Below are 16,383 nucleotides of genomic sequence, written 5' to 3'. Positions count from 1 at the left end.
GAACAAACCTTCTAGAATTCTGGGAGGTTATTTTTTACGGGTAGGAGCTAATAAAAAGAGCTTGAGCGATAAAAATTTGGTTCTTGCAATGTTAGTTCCCACTGAATGCAGGCCAGCAGTACAAATCTACCCCAAGCCCACAACATCTGATATACTTACAAAAGAAAATCCCGAAAGGAGCCATCCTATATATGTTCGATAGTCAAGAAATCAAAAATATTATTCCCCATCGATATCCTTTTTTATTAGTCGACCAAATTACGGAATACGAGGAAGGGACGCGCGTTGTTGGGAAAAAGAATGTAACGATTAATGAACCATTCTTCCAAGGTCACTTCCCGGATTACCCTGTAATGCCAGGGGTGCTTATCGTAGAAGCTCTTGCGCAAGTTGGCGCGGTTGCAATTTTGAACAAGCCAGATAATAAAGGCAAAATCGGATTTCTAGCTGGAATTGATAAATGCCGATTTAAAAGACAAGTTAAACCCGGTGACCAGTTAAAACTCGAAGTAGAGATCATTCGTATAAAAGGACCGATTGGAAAAGGAAAAGCTGTTGCAACGGTTGATGGTGAGCTTGCTTGTGAGGCTGAAATTACTTTTGCGATAAAATAAAAAAAGAAGCGATTTTCTCATGTATCATTCATGGAGAATCGCTTCTTTTTTGTATATTTTCTCTATCTGGTAGAAGTCTATAAAAGACCGTTAAAAACGGTTTCCCTATTCGGGTTGGAAATGTTTATGTGTAAGTTATCCTTATTTTTTGGGAAAGCTAATACCGAATAAAAGAAAAGGAGGACTTTCGAATGAAAACCAATTGGTTAATTAAACTTACTGCTCCTGCTCTTGCTCTTTCATTAGTCACTGCGTGTGGCGGGGATGAAAACCCACCACCAGAAGACGAAGAAGCTCCCCTAGAACAAGACGGTGGAGAAAATAACGGTGATAACGGAGACAATGGCAACGGTGAAGGTCCAGTAGATGAGCTTCAAGACGAAGCGGAGGACGCTGGAGATGAAATCCAAGAAGAAACAAATGATATCATGGACAACGAAAATGGTGAAAACGGCCAAACAGAAGGTAATGGTACAGATGCCAACGGTGAAGGTGGACAAACTGGTCCTACTGACGAAAACACCGATACCATGGATGAAAACAAAGACGAATAACATCTAATGGGACCCTGCTCGAATGAGCAGGGTTTTTTCATGCCGAGTATTTGGATTTCTTCTTCACAGACGATATAGTAGAACATGTCTAATCAAAATGAATCGAAATCAAAAGTTATTCGTACAGAAACATGGGGATACAAAATCGAAGGAGGAGAAGAAATTGAAAAAAATGTTCTTTAGCCTTGTCTTACTATCCATAGCACTTATCGGGTGCTCAAACCAAGACGATACAAACCAATCAGAAGATCTGCCTGTATCGGTTCAAGTGAAAAACGTAACAAAAGACACATTAACGATTCAAAAATCTATATACGGTAAAACAGCTCCGGAATCCTCTATACCGGTTATGGCACCAGTTGCAGCAGAAGTAACCGAAGTGCATGTAGATAAAGGGGAATCGGTAGAAGAAGGGGATGCCTTAATTACGATATCCTCTCCCAGTAGCGGAGCAATGGACATAGAGGCGTCAGCAGACGGTCAGATTACAACTTTTAATGCAACAGAAGGTGGCTTCGTATCCAACACAGAGCCATTTGCGACGATTAGTAACATCGGGGATATACATATTCAAGCTGCCGTAACAACGGAAAATAGACAGCTTTTTGAAGGATTAGAAAACATAACCGTCATCATTAATGAAAAAGATCAGACAGCAACCATAGATTACGTATCAAAAGTTCCGAATCAGCAGACAGGTCTTTATGACATTGAAGCAACACTAGAGGACCCTGAGGAGTCTATTTTACCAGGAATGACCGCAATCCTTCGTGTTACAAAAGAAGAGATTGCAGATAGCCTTGTCATCCCTACAGAAGCGCTGGTAGAAGAAGGTGGGTCTAACTTTGTCTACGTTATCAAAGATTACAAAGCAATCGAAACAAAAGTAAACGTCCTTCGTTCTTTAACTGAACAGACAGCAGTCGAAGGGGATATGAAAGAAGGCGATCAAGTTGTTACTAAAGGTCAATTAGTCCTTTCAGATGGAAAAGAAGTAACCATCCAAGAGGAGGAGGAAGCATCGTGAAAATCGTCGAAACCTCCGTTAAACGACCAGTCGGCGTCATCATGATTGTTCTCGCTATATTAGCTCTCGGTGCGATGTCACTACGCAATTTAACGATCGATTTATTTCCAGAAATTGACTTACCAATCGCAGTCGTCGCAACAAGCTACCCAGATGCAGCTCCTCAAGAAGTTGAAAAACAAATAAGTCAGCCAATCGAATCAGCGGTAAGTTCCATAGAAGGAGTCCAAACGATTCAAGCCCAATCTCAGTCTGGATCCTCGCTCGTCATTATGATGTTTGATACAGGCGTCAACTTGGATAATGCGCTTCTAGAAGTTCGGGAAAGTGTCGATCAAGTAAAGGGCATGCTTCCTGATTCGGCAGGAGACCCAAGCGTGCTTCGTTTTAACCCACAGCAAATCCCAGTTATGTGGGTCGGCTTAACAGGTGATAACCTAGAACAATTACAAGGGTTGGCGGGTGACCGCATCGTCCCACATTTGGAAAGACAAGGTGGCGTAGCTTCCGTCTCCGTTGAGGGTGGAAGGGAGCGTGTCATAGAATTAGAGCTTGACCAAGCTAAAATGGCTCAGTATGGTCTCCAGTCGCAAATAATCATGCAAGCTCTTCAAGGAGCCAATACATCAGGATCAGCCGGAGTCGTTACTAAAGGAGATAAGGAACTGCAAATCCGGATAGATGGTTCCTTTAGCTCCGTAGATGATATTGCTCAAACGATTGTACAAACCCCGCAAGGCGCTACCATCCATGTAGAAGATGTGGCAGAGGTAAAGGAAACGTATAACCAAACAGGCATTACAAGAGTAAACGGAGAACCAGCTGTCGTTTTACCAATCATGAAAAAAACAGACGGAAACACAGTAGAAGTTTCGAATCATATAAAAACAGCGGTTGATGAACTGAAAGAAGACTTACCTGAGGGTGTTAATCTAGAGGTTGTATTGGATACATCCACCTTCATCACATCTTCTATGAAGTCTGTCGTACAAAACATGATAATCGGAGGATTTTTTGCTTTACTTATCCTTCTGTTATTCCTGAAAAGCGTTCGCGCCACATTAGTAGTCGGATTATCCATTCCGATTGCGATTATATCAACGTTTGTTCTCTTATACTTTACTGGCGAAACGCTTAACGTCCTAACGATGGGAGGACTCGCACTAGGAATCGGGATGATGGTAGACAGTTCTATTGTCATATTAGAAAATATCATCTCTTATCGACAGAAAGGCTATAGTGTTATGGAATCTGCGAAAAAAGGTGCATCCGAATTAGCACCGGCGGTTATCGCATCGACAACGACAACGCTAGTCGTTTTCTTACCTATCGTGTTTGTAGAAGGGATAGCATCCGAGTTATTTACCCCACTAGCCTTAACGGTGACCTTTTCACTCGTTGCATCGCTAGTAGTCGCAGTCACGCTTGTTCCGATGCTCTCCTCTAAGCTATTAACGAAAGCAATGAAGGACAATGGACGTAGGTATTGGTTTGACCGCTTTTTAACCGCCTTTAACAATCGATACGAAGCGGCATTGAAAAAAGTATTAGTCTTCAGAAAAACAACGATCTTGGTTACTGTTCTAGCCATTGCAGGAAGCTTAGCGCTTATCCCGCTCATCGGAACCGCATTTATCCCAGAAGGGGACCAAGGGCAAATTAGCATCTCGGTAAGAACAGCTGAAGGAACGACCCAAGAGGAAACTTTAAAAGTTTCAGAGCAAGTAAATGAAAAATTAAAACAGTATGAAGACATCATTGAAACGAATTACGTAACCGTTGCAAGCAGCGGAAGTATGTCTGGAGGAATGGGGCAGGGCAGCACGAATGAAGCATCCTACACCCTTCAACTCGTTCCACAATCGGATAGAGATCAAACGACCGATCAAGTCGTTGCAGACCTGGACAAAGATCTACAAACAATTGCTGGAGCCGAAATGACCATTAATGCTAGTGGAGGTGGTATGAGCGGTGGTACTCCAATCCAAATTCAAGTATCTGGACCAGAACACGAGGTTCTAAGAGAGTTAGCGGATCAGGTCGTTCTTGCCATATCGGATATCGACGGGATCCATAACCCACAGTCCTCCATCTCGGAAACGAGGCCAGAGCTGGAAATTGAGGTTGACCGAGAGAAAGCAGCTCAATTCGGTTTAAGCTACCAGGATGTCATGAGTCAGACTCAGTTGGCAATGACGGGACAAACGGTGATGAGCTACCGTGAGGGTGGAGAAGATCGTAATGTAAATATGATTTTCCCAGAGGAATCTCGAAGCACAATTAGTGATGTGGAAAATCTAAAAATACAAACTGCCAACGGCAACTTTATTCCATTAGCATCTGTCGCAAGCTTTGAACAAGTACAAAGCCCTGCAGAGCTAACAAGAGAAAACCAGCAGCCACAAGTGAACGTATCGAGTGAAATTCTGAATCGTGATTTGGGTAGCGTAAGTGAAGATGTTAAACAGACGCTTGAGCAAATGGACTTCCCAGAAGAGTATTCCTACTCGATTGGCGGAGAAGCACAGGACATGGCAGAAGCCTTTTCAGACTTAGCCATCGCTTTGGTCGTATCCATTTTCCTCGTTTATGCTGTAATGGCTGTCCAATTCGAGAACTTCCTAACGCCATTCGTTATCATGTTTTCGATGCCAGCAACAGTAGTTGGCGTGTTAGCTGGTTTATTTATAACCGGTAAACCACTAAGTATTACAGCATTTATTGGGGTCATTATGCTAGCGGGGATCGTCGTGAATAATGCGATAGTGCTGGTTGATTACATTAACATCCTCCGTTCGAGAGGAATGGATCGAAAAGAAGCTATCCTCGAAGCGGGTGTCAGCCGAATGCGACCGATTTTAATGACGACCTTAACGACGATTCTTGGAATGCTTCCATTAGCTTTAGGATATGGAGAAGGAGCTGAAACTCAGCAACCTCTAGCCATAACTGTTATTTTTGGTTTGACGATATCAAGTATCTTTACTCTTTTCCTGATACCTGTTGTTTATACGTATTTTGATGGGTTGTCGGAGAGAGTGAAAGGGTTATTTGGTAGGAGGAAGAAAGTAGTGCAAGAATAGAAAATAGCGGGAACATCAAAAGGTGTTCCCACTATTTTTAAGGAAATTATTGAAGAAATAAATATATTGGTTTAATATTATTTACAGTGCGCATGAATTTTATGTCGAAACAGCAAGTTAAATATGGGTAGCAATTTCTAACATATAGTTGGTATATATTTTGTGTCATAACAAACAAGAATTGAACAATATTAAAAAGGACAAGTTTTTAAAGGAAGGGGTGTTTTATGTATCATATACCAGAACTGGTTGTAGCTTTTTGTATTTCACTTTTATCTACCCTGATACTTGTCTATCCAATAAAAAAATTAGCCATGAAAATTGGAGCTATTGACCACCCTAATTATAGAAAAGTTCATACCAAAGCAACTCCTAGGCTAGGTGGCTTAGCTATTTTCTTAGGTGTTGTAATTGGATTACTTTATATAAGACCTGAACATCCACAGTTATTAGAAATAGTTCTTGGAGCATTCATTATTGTAATAACGGGTCTGCTTGATGATAAATATCAGCTTAAACCAATCCTAAAGCTTTCTGGCCAAATTGCAGCAACGATAATTGTAATAAGCTCGGGTTTAATTATTGATCGTATTACTATTCCGTTATTAGGTGTAATTGAACTCCACGGTTGGAGTATTATCGTTACTTTTTTCTGGATTATTGGAATAACAAATGCCATAAATCTTATAGACGGTTTAGATGGCTTAGCTGCCGGAGTATCAACAATAGCATTAATGAGCATTACTGTCATGGCATTTATGGATTATCGAATGACTGTTATTTATTTTTGTATCGTACTAATTGCTAGTAACTTGGGATTTTTATTTCACAATTTCCATCCCGCCAAAATCTACATGGGTGATACAGGATCCATGTTTCTCGGGTACTCGATAGCTGTTATTTCGATTATGGGCCTGTTTAAAAATATAACCCTATTCAGCTTTGTTATACCCATAATCGTACTGGCAGTACCAATTTTTGATACACTTTTTGCCATGTTAAGAAGATTTATCAATGGCGAAAGTATTATGATGCCCGATAAAAAGCATTTTCATCATAATTTATTGGCTGCAGGTTTTAGCCACCGCGCCACAGTTTTGATTATTTATGGATTTAGTGCGGTATTTGGTATTTCGGCTATAGTTTTTTCTAATGCATCTTTAGTTGTCTCCATATTGATTTCTTTCGTTATTCTTCTACTTCTTCATATAATTGCTGAGGTGGTTGGTATAGTTGGAAAAGGAAAAAGACCAATTGTTCAATTGACAAGGAAATCTGTTATGAAAATAAAAAATAAAAAACAAGTGAAAAGCAGTTCCAATTAATTCGGAACTGCTTTATAAGTTTATTAAGCGTCAATTGTTAGAAATATGTAGAATTCGGTAATTTATGAATTCTGTAAGTTTTAATTAACATATGGTAAAATTATTGTCGCATAATGAAAAATAAATGATTTCATCTATTACATAAGGAGAGTAGTTTTAAATGCATAATAATGTTGTAAGAAAGGCTATTATTCCTGCAGCAGGTTTAGGAACAAGGTTCTTACCAGCAACTAAAGCCCAACCAAAAGAAATGTTACCTATTGTAGATAAGCCAACCATTCAATATATAGTTGAGGAAGCAGTTTCATCAGGAATTGAGGACATAATAATTGTATCGGGACGAGGAAAAAGGGCAATAGAAGATCATTTTGATACTTCTTTTGAATTAGAAGAAACTTTAGCAAAAAAGGGAAAAGATGACGTTTTAAAGGTAGTGCAAGACATATCGAATTTGGCTAACATTCACTATATCCGTCAAAAAGAGCCAAAGGGACTGGGACATGCTATTTATTGTGCTAATAGGTTTATTGGAAATGAACCATTTGCTGTACTCCTTGGAGACGATATTGTGAAGGCACCGGAACCTTGTTTGTCTCAACTCATAAGAGTATATTCTGAATATCAATCCTCTGTTGTAGGAGTACAAGATGTACCAGATGAATTAGTATCTAACTACGGAATAATAAAGCCGGATTATTCTAAGGAATTTACGAAAGAAATAATTAAAGTGAGTGATTTTGTAGAAAAACCTAGCAGAGAAGCAGCTCCATCAAAATTAGCTATTATGGGTAGATACATTCTATCTCCTGAAATCTTTTCAATTCTTGAACAGCTCGAGCCTGGAAAAGGAGGAGAAATTCAACTAACAGATGCGATAAAGATTTTAAATGAACGTGAGAATGTTTTGGCTTATAACTTTACTGGTGAAAGATACGATATTGGAAATAAACTTGGGTTCATCAAAGCGACAATTGACTTTGCATTACAGAGAGAAGATTTAAAAGAAGAATTAAAGGATTATATGAAAAATACAATAAGAAACTTATCAAATTAGGTGGTTTTAGCATGAAAATAGCAGTAATAGGTACAGGTTATGTAGGGCTCGTTACAGGTGTATGTCTGTCAGAAATTGGCCATGAAGTTACATGTGTAGATGTTGACCCAAACAAGATAGATATGTTAAGAAAGGGTAATTCTCCAATATACGAAGAAGGTCTTGAAGAATTACTACAAAAAAATTTAGAAAAACAAAGATTGAATTTCACTACAAGTTATGAAGAAGGTTTGGCTAACAAAGATTTTATCTATCTTGGAGTTGGAACACCACAAGGTGATGATGGTTCTGCAGACCTGAGATTTATAAATAGTGCATGTGAAAGTATTGCAAAAACTATAAAGAATGATGTGATTGTTGTTACAAAAAGTACTGTTCCAGTAGGTACAAATGAGTATATTAAAAACAAAATTAATAATGAATTGGTCAATGATGTTAGGATTGAGGTAGTATCTAATCCAGAATTTTTAAGGCAAGGTACTGCAGTATATGATACGTTTAATGGCGACAGGATTGTTATTGGCTCGGAAAGCGAGGAAGCACTAAATCTTTTAGAAGAAATAAATAAGCCATTTGGAATTCCAATTGTTAAAACAAATCTAAGAAGTGCTGAAATGATAAAATACGCAGCGAATGCTTTTCTAGCTACAAAAATAAGCTTTATTAATGAAATAGCGAATTTATCTGAAAAATTAGGTGCGAATATAGAAGATGTTGCTAGTGGGATTGGAACAGATAAGAGGATAGGTAATAGCTTTCTGAATGCAGGCATAGGATATGGTGGTTCCTGCTTTCCAAAAGATACGAATGCCTTAATATCAATAGGTAAAAATGTAGATTTTTCAATGCCTATTCTACAAAGTGTTGTAGAAGTAAATAAAAACCAAAGAAGGGTAATTGTAGATAAAATAATAAATCGATTTGGTGGATTAAGAGGTTTGAAAATTGCCTTATTAGGATTAACATTCAAACCTGATACCGATGACATGCGTGAATCGCCTTCTATCCAAGTCTCAGAGGAGCTAGTTAAGTCTGGTGCAAAGGTTTTCGGTTACGATCCTGTGGGTTTAGAGAATGCAAGAAAGATCTTGACTAAAGATATAACATTTGTTGATTCAATTGAAAGTGCGATAAATGATGCAGATTGTGCAGTCATTTTAACAGACTGGAAAATAATAAAAGAATATAAGTTAGAGGAGTATAAAAAGAAATTAAAGAATCCAATAATATTTGATGGTAGAAACTGTTTTAGTTTAGAAGAAGCCAAGAAAAATGGCATTGAGTATTATTCAATCGGAAGACCTTCGATTAAGGAGAAAAAATGAATTATAAGAATCCCCCTTTTACTTTAATGAAAGGTAAAAAGGGGGATTCCTCAAATGCACTCTAGAAGTATGTTTTTATTACAGCTCTGATTGCATAATTACAAAAATACCATAGGGATTTAATTAAATTTAATTTTTCAATATTACGGTAAACATACCAATTCTTTTTAGCAGCTTTAATTTTATTACTTGATATAGAACCAGGGACTTTTCGATAAAGAGCTAAATCTTCATCAAGGCCATATGCGTTAATACCTGTTTTTAATATTTTTAGCCATAAAGCGAAGTCCTGTCTTGTTTTTATATTTGGCATAAGTACATCACCAATTTGCTCTCGATCTAAAATAACAGTTAGACAACCTATAGTTCCAGGCTTTTTTAGTAATGTTCTATAATCGACGAAATTAGTTGCTCTTATAGTTTTATTTAAAAAGTTTCCATTTTCGTTAATTATGGAATAGGTACTATACGAGAATAAATAATTATTATCTTTCATAAAAGTAATTTGATTGCTCAACTTATCTGGTTGCCACATATCATCACTGTCTAGAAAGGCAAGGTATTTACCTTTAGCTTTCTTAATTCCTGAATTCCTTGCTACTGCGGCACCAGAGTTTTTTTCTAACCTCATCAATTTAATTCTATTGTCTTGTTTAGTTTGTTCTTCAACAATTTGGACGGTATTATCTATAGAACAATCGTCAATGATAATCATTTCCCAGTCATTATACGTTTGAGACTTTACAGATCTAATTGTTTCTAGAATGAATTTTGAGGAATTGTAGGTTGGTGTGATGATTGTTACAGTTGGCGTACTCATGTATATACTCCTTTAAAATGAATTTGTAATTGATTTTTATAATATAGCTTTGTTTAAAACTGACATTGATATGATAACGTACAAGTGTTTTTATAACAACTTTTTATTAAGGGATCGTTAAAACAACATTAGATAAGGTGATAAACGATGTTCAAAAGGTTATTTAAATCAGCAGGCATATATGTTTTTTCTAGCATTCTAAATGCAGCGGTCCCGTTCCTATTAATACCAATCTTCACAAGAAATATGTCAACATCTGAATATGGTCTTTTTTCTATGTTTCAGATGGTTCTTTTAGTTTTTGGACCAATTGTAGGATTGAGCATTCATGGAGCAATAACAAGGCAGTATTATGAAAAGGATTCTATTGATTTCCCTACTTATGTAACAACATCATTAACTATTCTATTGTTAAGTGGTGGGATAACTAGTGTTCTTATTGCTCTTTTTCATAATACGATATATTTCCTTACCGATTTACAGTGGGTATGGGTCCAACTATCGATATTAGTATGTTTAAGTCAATTTATCTTCCAGGTCGTACTAGTTTTATTCCAAGTTCAGCTAAAAGCAGTTAAATTTGGGATTTTTCTAATTACCCAGTCCATTTTAAATGGTGGACTTTCTATTATCTTGGTTGTGTTTTTTGATTTGGGATGGCACGGAGCTGTAATTGGGTTAAGCACCTCCTATATTACATATGGTATCATTGGTTTGTTCATAATAGGGAATGGAGGCTTTATTAAGAGAAAAGTTTCTAGGGACTATTTTATCCATGCATTGAAGTTCGGGGTTCCACTCATACCGGTTTCTCTAGGGATGGCGTTAATGAATATGTCCGATAGAATTTTTATTAAAAACATGGTTGGATTAGAAGCTGTTGGTATATATACTGTAGGATATCAAATATCTATGATTTTAATGATTATAATTACTGCTTTTAATAAAGCATGGGTTCCATGGTTATTTGATAAACTAAAATTGGATCAAATCAGAGAAAAAGCTAAAATTGTCAAATTTACTTACTATTATTTTATAATCGTTTTTGTGGGAGCTGTAATACTTGGAATATGTTCTCCTTTTATAATCTCTTTCTATGTAAGTCCGGAATTTATTAGTGCTAGCATATTTGTTTTCTGGATTTCATTAGGGTATGCTTTCAATGGAATGTATAAAATGATGACGAATTATGTCCACTTTGCTCAAAAAACTCATTTGAATTTTAATGTTATGTTAATTGCTGTTCCGATTAACCTTATTCTTAATTACTTTTTAATTAAATTCAATGGCCCAATTGGAGCATCTCAATCAACGGCAATATCTTTTCTAGTAGCATTTTTGTCAATGTGGGTACTTTCATCTAAAGTCTACTATATGCCATGGTTTACTTTTGCTAAAGCAGAGAAATTTGCCCCTAAAACTAATAAAACAATTAAGGAGAAATAAAATGCTATCTGAGTTTGCTTTATTTTTCATTCTAACAATTTCTTTTACATTTTTTGTTTTAACAATTCTATATTATGGAGAACAAAAACGTTCTCTTTCTGTTTTCTTTATTATTACAACTATAATATTTTATACTCCTGCTGTTTATTACACAGTTTTTAGTGGGACAGCTTATAGGGTGTTTGCTGAACATTCCTATTTACAATATATCATTTACTCAACCATACTATTTTTATTGTTAAGTATGTTTCTTATTTTCAAAAACATGATGGTCGTTGGTGGGAATATAAAATTAACAAACGAACCAAACAACCTAGTTCATTTATATATAACCTATATGACCCTAGGTATATTAGGATATATATTAATATTTATTGACCGTTTTCCATTATATAGCTTACTTGTGAACGGAGTTAGAATTGAACGACCTGATATGTCAGGTGCTATCCCACTTTACTTTACTGTATCGACTTTTATTTTCTTTGTCTTACCTAGTTACTTTTTGTACTACTATGAGCGAATTAATTCGAATCTTTTAAAGGTAGTAGGTTTTGTTATTTTAAGTGGTTTACTAATACTAGGAGGAAATAAAGGTGTTTTAGTTTACTTTTATATTTTTGTGTGGATATTTATATTTAAATTGAAAATTAATTATAAGCTTTTGATTATGGTAGTTATTGCTTTTTCAGCTTACCTATTTATAACAGGTAGTGCGGTTGCTTCAGGAATAAGACGTTTTTTTGCTACACAAGGTGCTGCTTTAGTAGTGAGATTTGATATGATGCACAATGAATTTCCGTTTGACTTCAATAAAATAAACACCCAAGTTTTCGAATACATGTATGGCTATTCAGGTGGCAGTGGACCAAGTTTTTTTGTTGGTGATTTTATGATTATGTATGGATATTTACTCGGTACGATAATCATGATATTTATTATTTCTATTTTCTTCTGGCTTTCAAAATATATTGATGTGTTATTTTCAAATAGACTTTTTATTCTATGGGGATTTACTGCGTCTATTTATATTTTAGGAATGGGAAGCCTAGACTTCCCGGCATTTTGCCGAATTATCGCTGTGTTTCTAAATATAGCTATCATTTTATCATTGGAGAACATTAAAAATATCCATGGTTTCGTGGTCTCCAACTTCAGTTCTTTAAAAGGATTTAAAGTAGACAAAAATAAATAGCGGATGAGGTGGTTTTTATGTTTAAAGACAAGACTATTTTGGTAACTGGTGGTACAGGTTCCATTGGAAGTGAAATTGTTAGACAGTTATTGAATCATAATCCAAAAGTAATAAGAATATTTAGCAGGGATGAATCTAAGCATTTTGAATTTCAGCAAGAGTTAAGTGAATATAAAAATGTTCGATTCTTAGTCGGTGATATTAGGGATAAAGAAAGAATTAATTATGCAACAAAAGATGTGGATATTATTTTTCATGCAGCTGCACTAAAGCATGTTCCGTCAAGCGAATATAACCCCTTTGAAGCTGTAAAAACAAATGTCATTGGTGTTCAAAATGTAATAGAGGCAGCAATTAATAATAATGTAGAAAAAGTGGTTGCAATAAGTACGGACAAAGTTGTGAATCCAACAAATACCATGGGAGCTACCAAGTTATTATCAGAAAGACTAATATCCGCTGCAGAGCATTACAAAGGAAATGCAAAGACAGTTTTTTCTTGTGTGCGTTTTGGTAACGTAATGGGCTCTAGAGGATCTGTTATACCACTCTTCAAAAGGCAAATTGAGGAAGGTAGAGACGTAACACTTACAGATAAGAGAATGACCAGATTTATGATGTCGATACCACAGGCATCTAAATTAGTCTTAAAAGCCGCCGAACTTTCATCTGGTGGAGAGATATATGTGTTAAAAATGCCAGTGTTATATATTACCGAGTTAGCTGAGACTTTACTTGAAGATTTTAATAATAAACGGAAAAGCAAATCAAGTAGCTCTATTGTTGAAACAGGAATTAGACCTGGTGAAAAAATCTACGAAGAGCTAATGACAATCGAAGAGTCTGAACGTGCTTATGATAATGATAAAATGTACGCTATCTTTTCACACTTATCTGACAATACTCAACATAGTATTCCAAAAGGATTTAAGAAAGCTGAAAGAAATGCATACTCTTCTAAAGATGAAAAGCCATTAACTAAACAAGAAATTTTTAAACTACTAGAGAATTCTGGTCTTCTTTTTAATTAAGGAGTTTTATTACATGAAAACAATTGCTATTATCCCAGCAAGAGGCGGATCCAAAGGGCTAAAGAGAAAGAATGTACTTGAAATAAACGGTTACCCATTAATTGCATATACAATAAAAAGTGCATTACAATCTAAACTTATCGATAAAGTGTTTGTATCTACAGATGATAAAGAAATAGCGGATATCTCTAAGGTATATGGTGCAGAAGTTCCGTTCATTAGGCCAGTTCATTTATCGAATGACACAGCGAAGTCAATTGATGTCTTATCTCATGCCGTTTCTTATGTTGAAAACAGGTATGAAGCCGAAGTTAGTAATGTTGTACTTCTTCAACCAACTTCACCATTAAGAAATAATAAGCAGATTGATGAAGCAATTCAAAAGTACCTTGATCTTGGTAGAAAGCCCGTCGTAAGTGTCACAGAAGTTCAAACCCACCCGAATATTATAAAAAGAATTAATGAGGGTAGACTAGTTGATTTTTTGGATACTCCAACAGAAGTAACTAGGAGGCAAGATTTTGAAAAGCTGTATCAGCTTAATGGCGCTATTTACATATCAACAAGAGATATGATTATGAAAGATAATAAGATTTATGATAAAGAAGTTTATTCTTACTTCATGGATAAATTAACATCTGTTGATATTGATGATGAATTGGACTTTCTCTTTGCAGATGCTCTTATGAAAAAAATAACGGGGGAATATAGTGATGTTTAGAATTGGAAGCAAAATAATTAGTTATGATTCTCCAACGTATATTATTGCAGAAGTAGGAGTTAATCACAATGGAAGTCTTGAGATGGCTGAGAAACTAATTGAAGTCGCAAAACAATCTGGAGCAGACGCAGTAAAATTTCAAACGTTTAAAAGTGAAAAGCTTGTTTCAAAGTCTGCTAAGAAAGCAAAGTATCAGACTGTTAACACAGATGAAGTTGAAACACAGCTAGAGATGCTGAAAAAATTAGAGTTTTCGCATGAGGAATTTAAATACTTGAAAAAATATTGTGATGAACAAGATATTGAGTTCTTATCTACTCCATTTGACGAAGAGAGTGCTGACTTTTTAAAGGAAATTGGAGTTCATGCATTTAAAATTGGTTCTGGTGATCTGACTAATTTACCCTTACTGAAAAAGATTGCTAAATTTAATGTACCAATACTACTTTCCACTGGTATGGCAAACCTTGGAGAAATAGAGGAAGCGGTTCATGTATTAGAACACAGTGAGTTTGCTTTATTGCACTGTACGTCTAATTATCCTGCACCAGTAGAAGAAGTAAACCTAAAAGCAATGGAAACAATGGCAAAAGCATTTGGCAAAATTGTTGGTTACTCCGATCACACAGAAGGTGATGAAATTACAATCAGTTCTGTCGCTTTAGGTGCCAAAATAATTGAGAAACATTTTACCTTGGACAGGAAATTACCCGGACCAGATCATGCTGCTTCTATAATACCTTCAGAATTATCTAATCTAGTGACTGCAATTAGAAGAGTAGAGAAAAGTATGGGAGACGGCATAAAAAGATGTACACCTTCTGAAGTAGATACGAAGAACGTTGCAAGGAAGAGCTTGGTAGCTTTAACAGAACTGCAACGAGGGACCATTTTAACAGAGGGAAATTTAGGGATAAAAAGGCCAGGTAATGGAATAGAGCCTAAACATTATGAAAAGTTGTTAGGGAAAGCTGTTAAAAATCATGTGAACGAAGATAATGTCATTGAATGGGATGACGTACTATGAAGAACAAAGTCCGAAAGAAAATATGCGTAGTAACAGGTACAAGAGCGGATTATGGAATATACCTTCCGGTTCTTAAGGAAATCGGAGCATCTGATAATTTAGATCTGGAACTATTGGTAACGGGAATGCATCTTTCTCCTACTTATGGTAGTACATATAAAGAAATTGAGAAAGATGGATTTAAAATTATGGCCAAAGTAGATAACTTAATACAAGGTGCGACCGGTGGAAATATGGCTAGATCAATTGCTTTGGCAATAATGGGGATGACACAGGCTTTTGAACAATCTACACCTGATATAATATTGGTGCTAGGTGATAGAGGAGAAATGTTGGCTGCTGCAATTGCAGCTTCACATTTAAATATACCTATTTGTCATCTTCATGGAGGTGAAGTTTCTGGTTCTATTGATGAATCAGTTAGACACTCTATTACTAAGCTTTCTCATATTCATTTCGCTTCCACACAAAAGAGTGCAGAGCGTATTCATAAATTAGGCGAGGATGCATGGAGAATTCATGAAGTAGGAGCACCTAGAATTGATACAATCCTAAAAACCAAATTGCCTGATATTAACAATGTATTCCATCAATATCAGATAAATTTCAATTCAGATGAAGGATATATCCTTTTTGTGTTCCATCCTGTATCTACCGAGTTCAACAACATTGAAAGTCAAATTCACACATGTATAGAAGTGTTGAAGGAATCAAATAAAAATGTAATCATTATTTTGCCTAATTCGGATGCAGGCACAGATAAAATTATAGAACAATATAATAACAGTTTTAGGGAAAATGATAAATTTACAATTGTGACAAACTTTAGCCCTTTAGAATATTTAACGGTATTAAAGAACTCTTTGGCCCTTGTCGGCAATTCCTCATCTGGAATAATTGAAGCAGCTTCGTTTCATATCCCTGTGGTGAATATTGGGGATAGACAAAATGGTAGGGAGAAGCCACAGAATGTAATAGACGTTTCACTAAATAAATCGGATATTAAAAGTGGAATGGAAAAGGCCCTATCATCAGAATTTCGGGAAGAGCTTCTCGAAGTTTCTAATATTTATGGTAACGGTACAGCCAGTGAAAAAATTGTGCAGGTGCTTTTAGAAACTAGTTATTCAGACAGATTGATAAAAAAAGTAATTACTTATTAGG

14 protein-coding genes are annotated in these 16,383 nt (G+C 36.0%); 13 read left to right on the top strand and 1 reads right to left on the bottom strand.

Translation table 11 applies throughout. The features are described from left to right. Positions 1–191 precede the first annotated feature (191 nt). The 7 genes from fabZ (at position 192) to KO561_RS17115 (ending at position 8,982) form a co-directional block, all read left to right on the top strand. Positions 192–614 carry a 3-hydroxyacyl-ACP dehydratase FabZ gene (gene fabZ / locus KO561_RS17145; RefSeq protein WP_231094543.1) on the top strand — a complete coding sequence of 141 codons (423 nt, stop codon included), beginning with the start codon at positions 192–194 and terminating at the stop codon, positions 612–614. A 191-nt stretch (positions 615–805) separates the two neighbouring features. Continuing rightward, positions 806–1,168, top strand: coding sequence for a hypothetical protein (locus KO561_RS17140; protein WP_231094542.1), 363 nt, complete (start codon positions 806–808; stop codon positions 1,166–1,168). A gap of 172 nt (positions 1,169–1,340) precedes the next feature. After that, complete coding sequence (locus tag KO561_RS17135; RefSeq protein ID WP_231097217.1) at positions 1,341–2,195, top strand: efflux RND transporter periplasmic adaptor subunit; 855 nt, start codon at positions 1,341–1,343, stop codon at positions 2,193–2,195. Next, on the top strand, positions 2,192–5,278 hold the full coding sequence (locus tag KO561_RS17130) for an efflux RND transporter permease subunit (protein ID WP_231094541.1): 3,087 nt from the start codon (positions 2,192–2,194) through the stop codon (positions 5,276–5,278). Before KO561_RS17135 ends, KO561_RS17130 begins: the two co-directional genes overlap by 4 nt. Positions 5,279–5,505: 227 nt before the next feature. Continuing rightward, entirely contained in the window at positions 5,506–6,603 is a 1,098-nt protein-coding gene (locus KO561_RS17125; protein WP_231094540.1) for an MraY family glycosyltransferase, read from the top strand. A gap of 160 nt (positions 6,604–6,763) precedes the next feature. Continuing rightward, positions 6,764–7,657 carry a UTP--glucose-1-phosphate uridylyltransferase GalU gene (gene galU / locus KO561_RS17120; protein WP_231094539.1) on the top strand — a complete coding sequence of 298 codons (894 nt, stop codon included), beginning with the start codon at positions 6,764–6,766 and terminating at the stop codon, positions 7,655–7,657. 11 nt (positions 7,658–7,668) lie between these two features. Then, a complete protein-coding gene (locus KO561_RS17115; protein ID WP_231094538.1) occupies positions 7,669–8,982 on the top strand; it encodes a UDP-glucose dehydrogenase family protein in 1,314 nt (437 codons plus the stop codon). A 61-nt stretch (positions 8,983–9,043) separates the two neighbouring features. Here the strand turns inward: KO561_RS17115 and KO561_RS17110 are convergent, their stop codons facing one another. Beyond that, on the bottom strand, positions 9,044–9,802 hold the full coding sequence (locus tag KO561_RS17110) for a glycosyltransferase family 2 protein (RefSeq protein WP_231094537.1): 759 nt from the start codon (positions 9,800–9,802) through the stop codon (positions 9,044–9,046). Between the two features lie 147 nt (positions 9,803–9,949). On the opposite strand from KO561_RS17110, the gene KO561_RS17105 reads away from it, so the two are divergent. Genes KO561_RS17105 through neuC form a run of 6 tightly spaced genes read left to right on the top strand, consistent with a single transcriptional unit; the run spans position 9,950 to position 16,382 of the window. Next, positions 9,950–11,248: a lipopolysaccharide biosynthesis protein gene (locus KO561_RS17105; protein ID WP_231094536.1), complete on the top strand. Its 1,299-nt coding sequence runs from the start codon at positions 9,950–9,952 to the stop codon at positions 11,246–11,248. Between the two features lies 1 nt (position 11,249). Beyond that, the gene (locus KO561_RS17100; RefSeq protein WP_231094535.1) at positions 11,250–12,440 is read left to right on the top strand and encodes a hypothetical protein; all 1,191 of its coding nucleotides are present in this window, start codon (positions 11,250–11,252) and stop codon (positions 12,438–12,440) included. A gap of 17 nt (positions 12,441–12,457) precedes the next feature. Then, on the top strand, positions 12,458–13,471 hold the full coding sequence (locus KO561_RS17095) for a UDP-N-acetylglucosamine 4,6-dehydratase family protein (RefSeq protein WP_231094534.1): 1,014 nt from the start codon (positions 12,458–12,460) through the stop codon (positions 13,469–13,471). Between the two features lie 13 nt (positions 13,472–13,484). Next, positions 13,485–14,192 carry an acylneuraminate cytidylyltransferase family protein gene (locus tag KO561_RS17090; RefSeq protein ID WP_231094533.1) on the top strand — a complete coding sequence of 236 codons (708 nt, stop codon included), beginning with the start codon at positions 13,485–13,487 and terminating at the stop codon, positions 14,190–14,192. Beyond that, positions 14,185–15,219 (top strand): N-acetylneuraminate synthase, encoded by a 1,035-nt coding sequence (neuB, locus tag KO561_RS17085; RefSeq protein WP_231094532.1) that lies wholly within the window; start codon positions 14,185–14,187, stop codon positions 15,217–15,219. The genes KO561_RS17090 and neuB overlap by 8 nt, the downstream gene beginning before the upstream one ends. Continuing rightward, a complete protein-coding gene (gene neuC / locus KO561_RS17080; RefSeq protein ID WP_231094531.1) occupies positions 15,216–16,382 on the top strand; it encodes a UDP-N-acetylglucosamine 2-epimerase in 1,167 nt (388 codons plus the stop codon). The genes neuB and neuC overlap by 4 nt, the downstream gene beginning before the upstream one ends. Position 16,383: the final 1 nt, after the last annotated feature.

The organism is Radiobacillus kanasensis (assembly GCF_021049245.1).
Lineage (GTDB): Bacteria > Bacillota > Bacilli > Bacillales > Amphibacillaceae > Radiobacillus > Radiobacillus kanasensis.
This window is presented reverse-complemented; position numbering and strand designations above follow the sequence as displayed.

Coding starts and splice junctions, on each gene's coding strand:
- KO561_RS17110 (WP_231094537.1), bottom strand. CDS start 9,802: ATGAGTACGCCAACTGTAACAATCATCACACCAACCTACAATTCCTCA.
- KO561_RS17105 (WP_231094536.1), top strand. CDS start 9,950: ATGTTCAAAAGGTTATTTAAATCAGCAGGCATATATGTTTTTTCTAGC.
- KO561_RS17135 (WP_231097217.1), top strand. CDS start 1,341: ATGTTCTTTAGCCTTGTCTTACTATCCATAGCACTTATCGGGTGCTCA.
- KO561_RS17115 (WP_231094538.1), top strand. CDS start 7,669: ATGAAAATAGCAGTAATAGGTACAGGTTATGTAGGGCTCGTTACAGGT.
- KO561_RS17140 (WP_231094542.1), top strand. CDS start 806: ATGAAAACCAATTGGTTAATTAAACTTACTGCTCCTGCTCTTGCTCTT.
- KO561_RS17095 (WP_231094534.1), top strand. CDS start 12,458: ATGTTTAAAGACAAGACTATTTTGGTAACTGGTGGTACAGGTTCCATT.
- KO561_RS17125 (WP_231094540.1), top strand. CDS start 5,506: ATGTATCATATACCAGAACTGGTTGTAGCTTTTTGTATTTCACTTTTA.
- neuB (WP_231094532.1), top strand. CDS start 14,185: ATGTTTAGAATTGGAAGCAAAATAATTAGTTATGATTCTCCAACGTAT.
- neuC (WP_231094531.1), top strand. CDS start 15,216: ATGAAGAACAAAGTCCGAAAGAAAATATGCGTAGTAACAGGTACAAGA.
- fabZ (WP_231094543.1), top strand. CDS start 192: ATGTTCGATAGTCAAGAAATCAAAAATATTATTCCCCATCGATATCCT.
- KO561_RS17100 (WP_231094535.1), top strand. CDS start 11,250: ATGCTATCTGAGTTTGCTTTATTTTTCATTCTAACAATTTCTTTTACA.
- galU (WP_231094539.1), top strand. CDS start 6,764: ATGCATAATAATGTTGTAAGAAAGGCTATTATTCCTGCAGCAGGTTTA.
- KO561_RS17090 (WP_231094533.1), top strand. CDS start 13,485: ATGAAAACAATTGCTATTATCCCAGCAAGAGGCGGATCCAAAGGGCTA.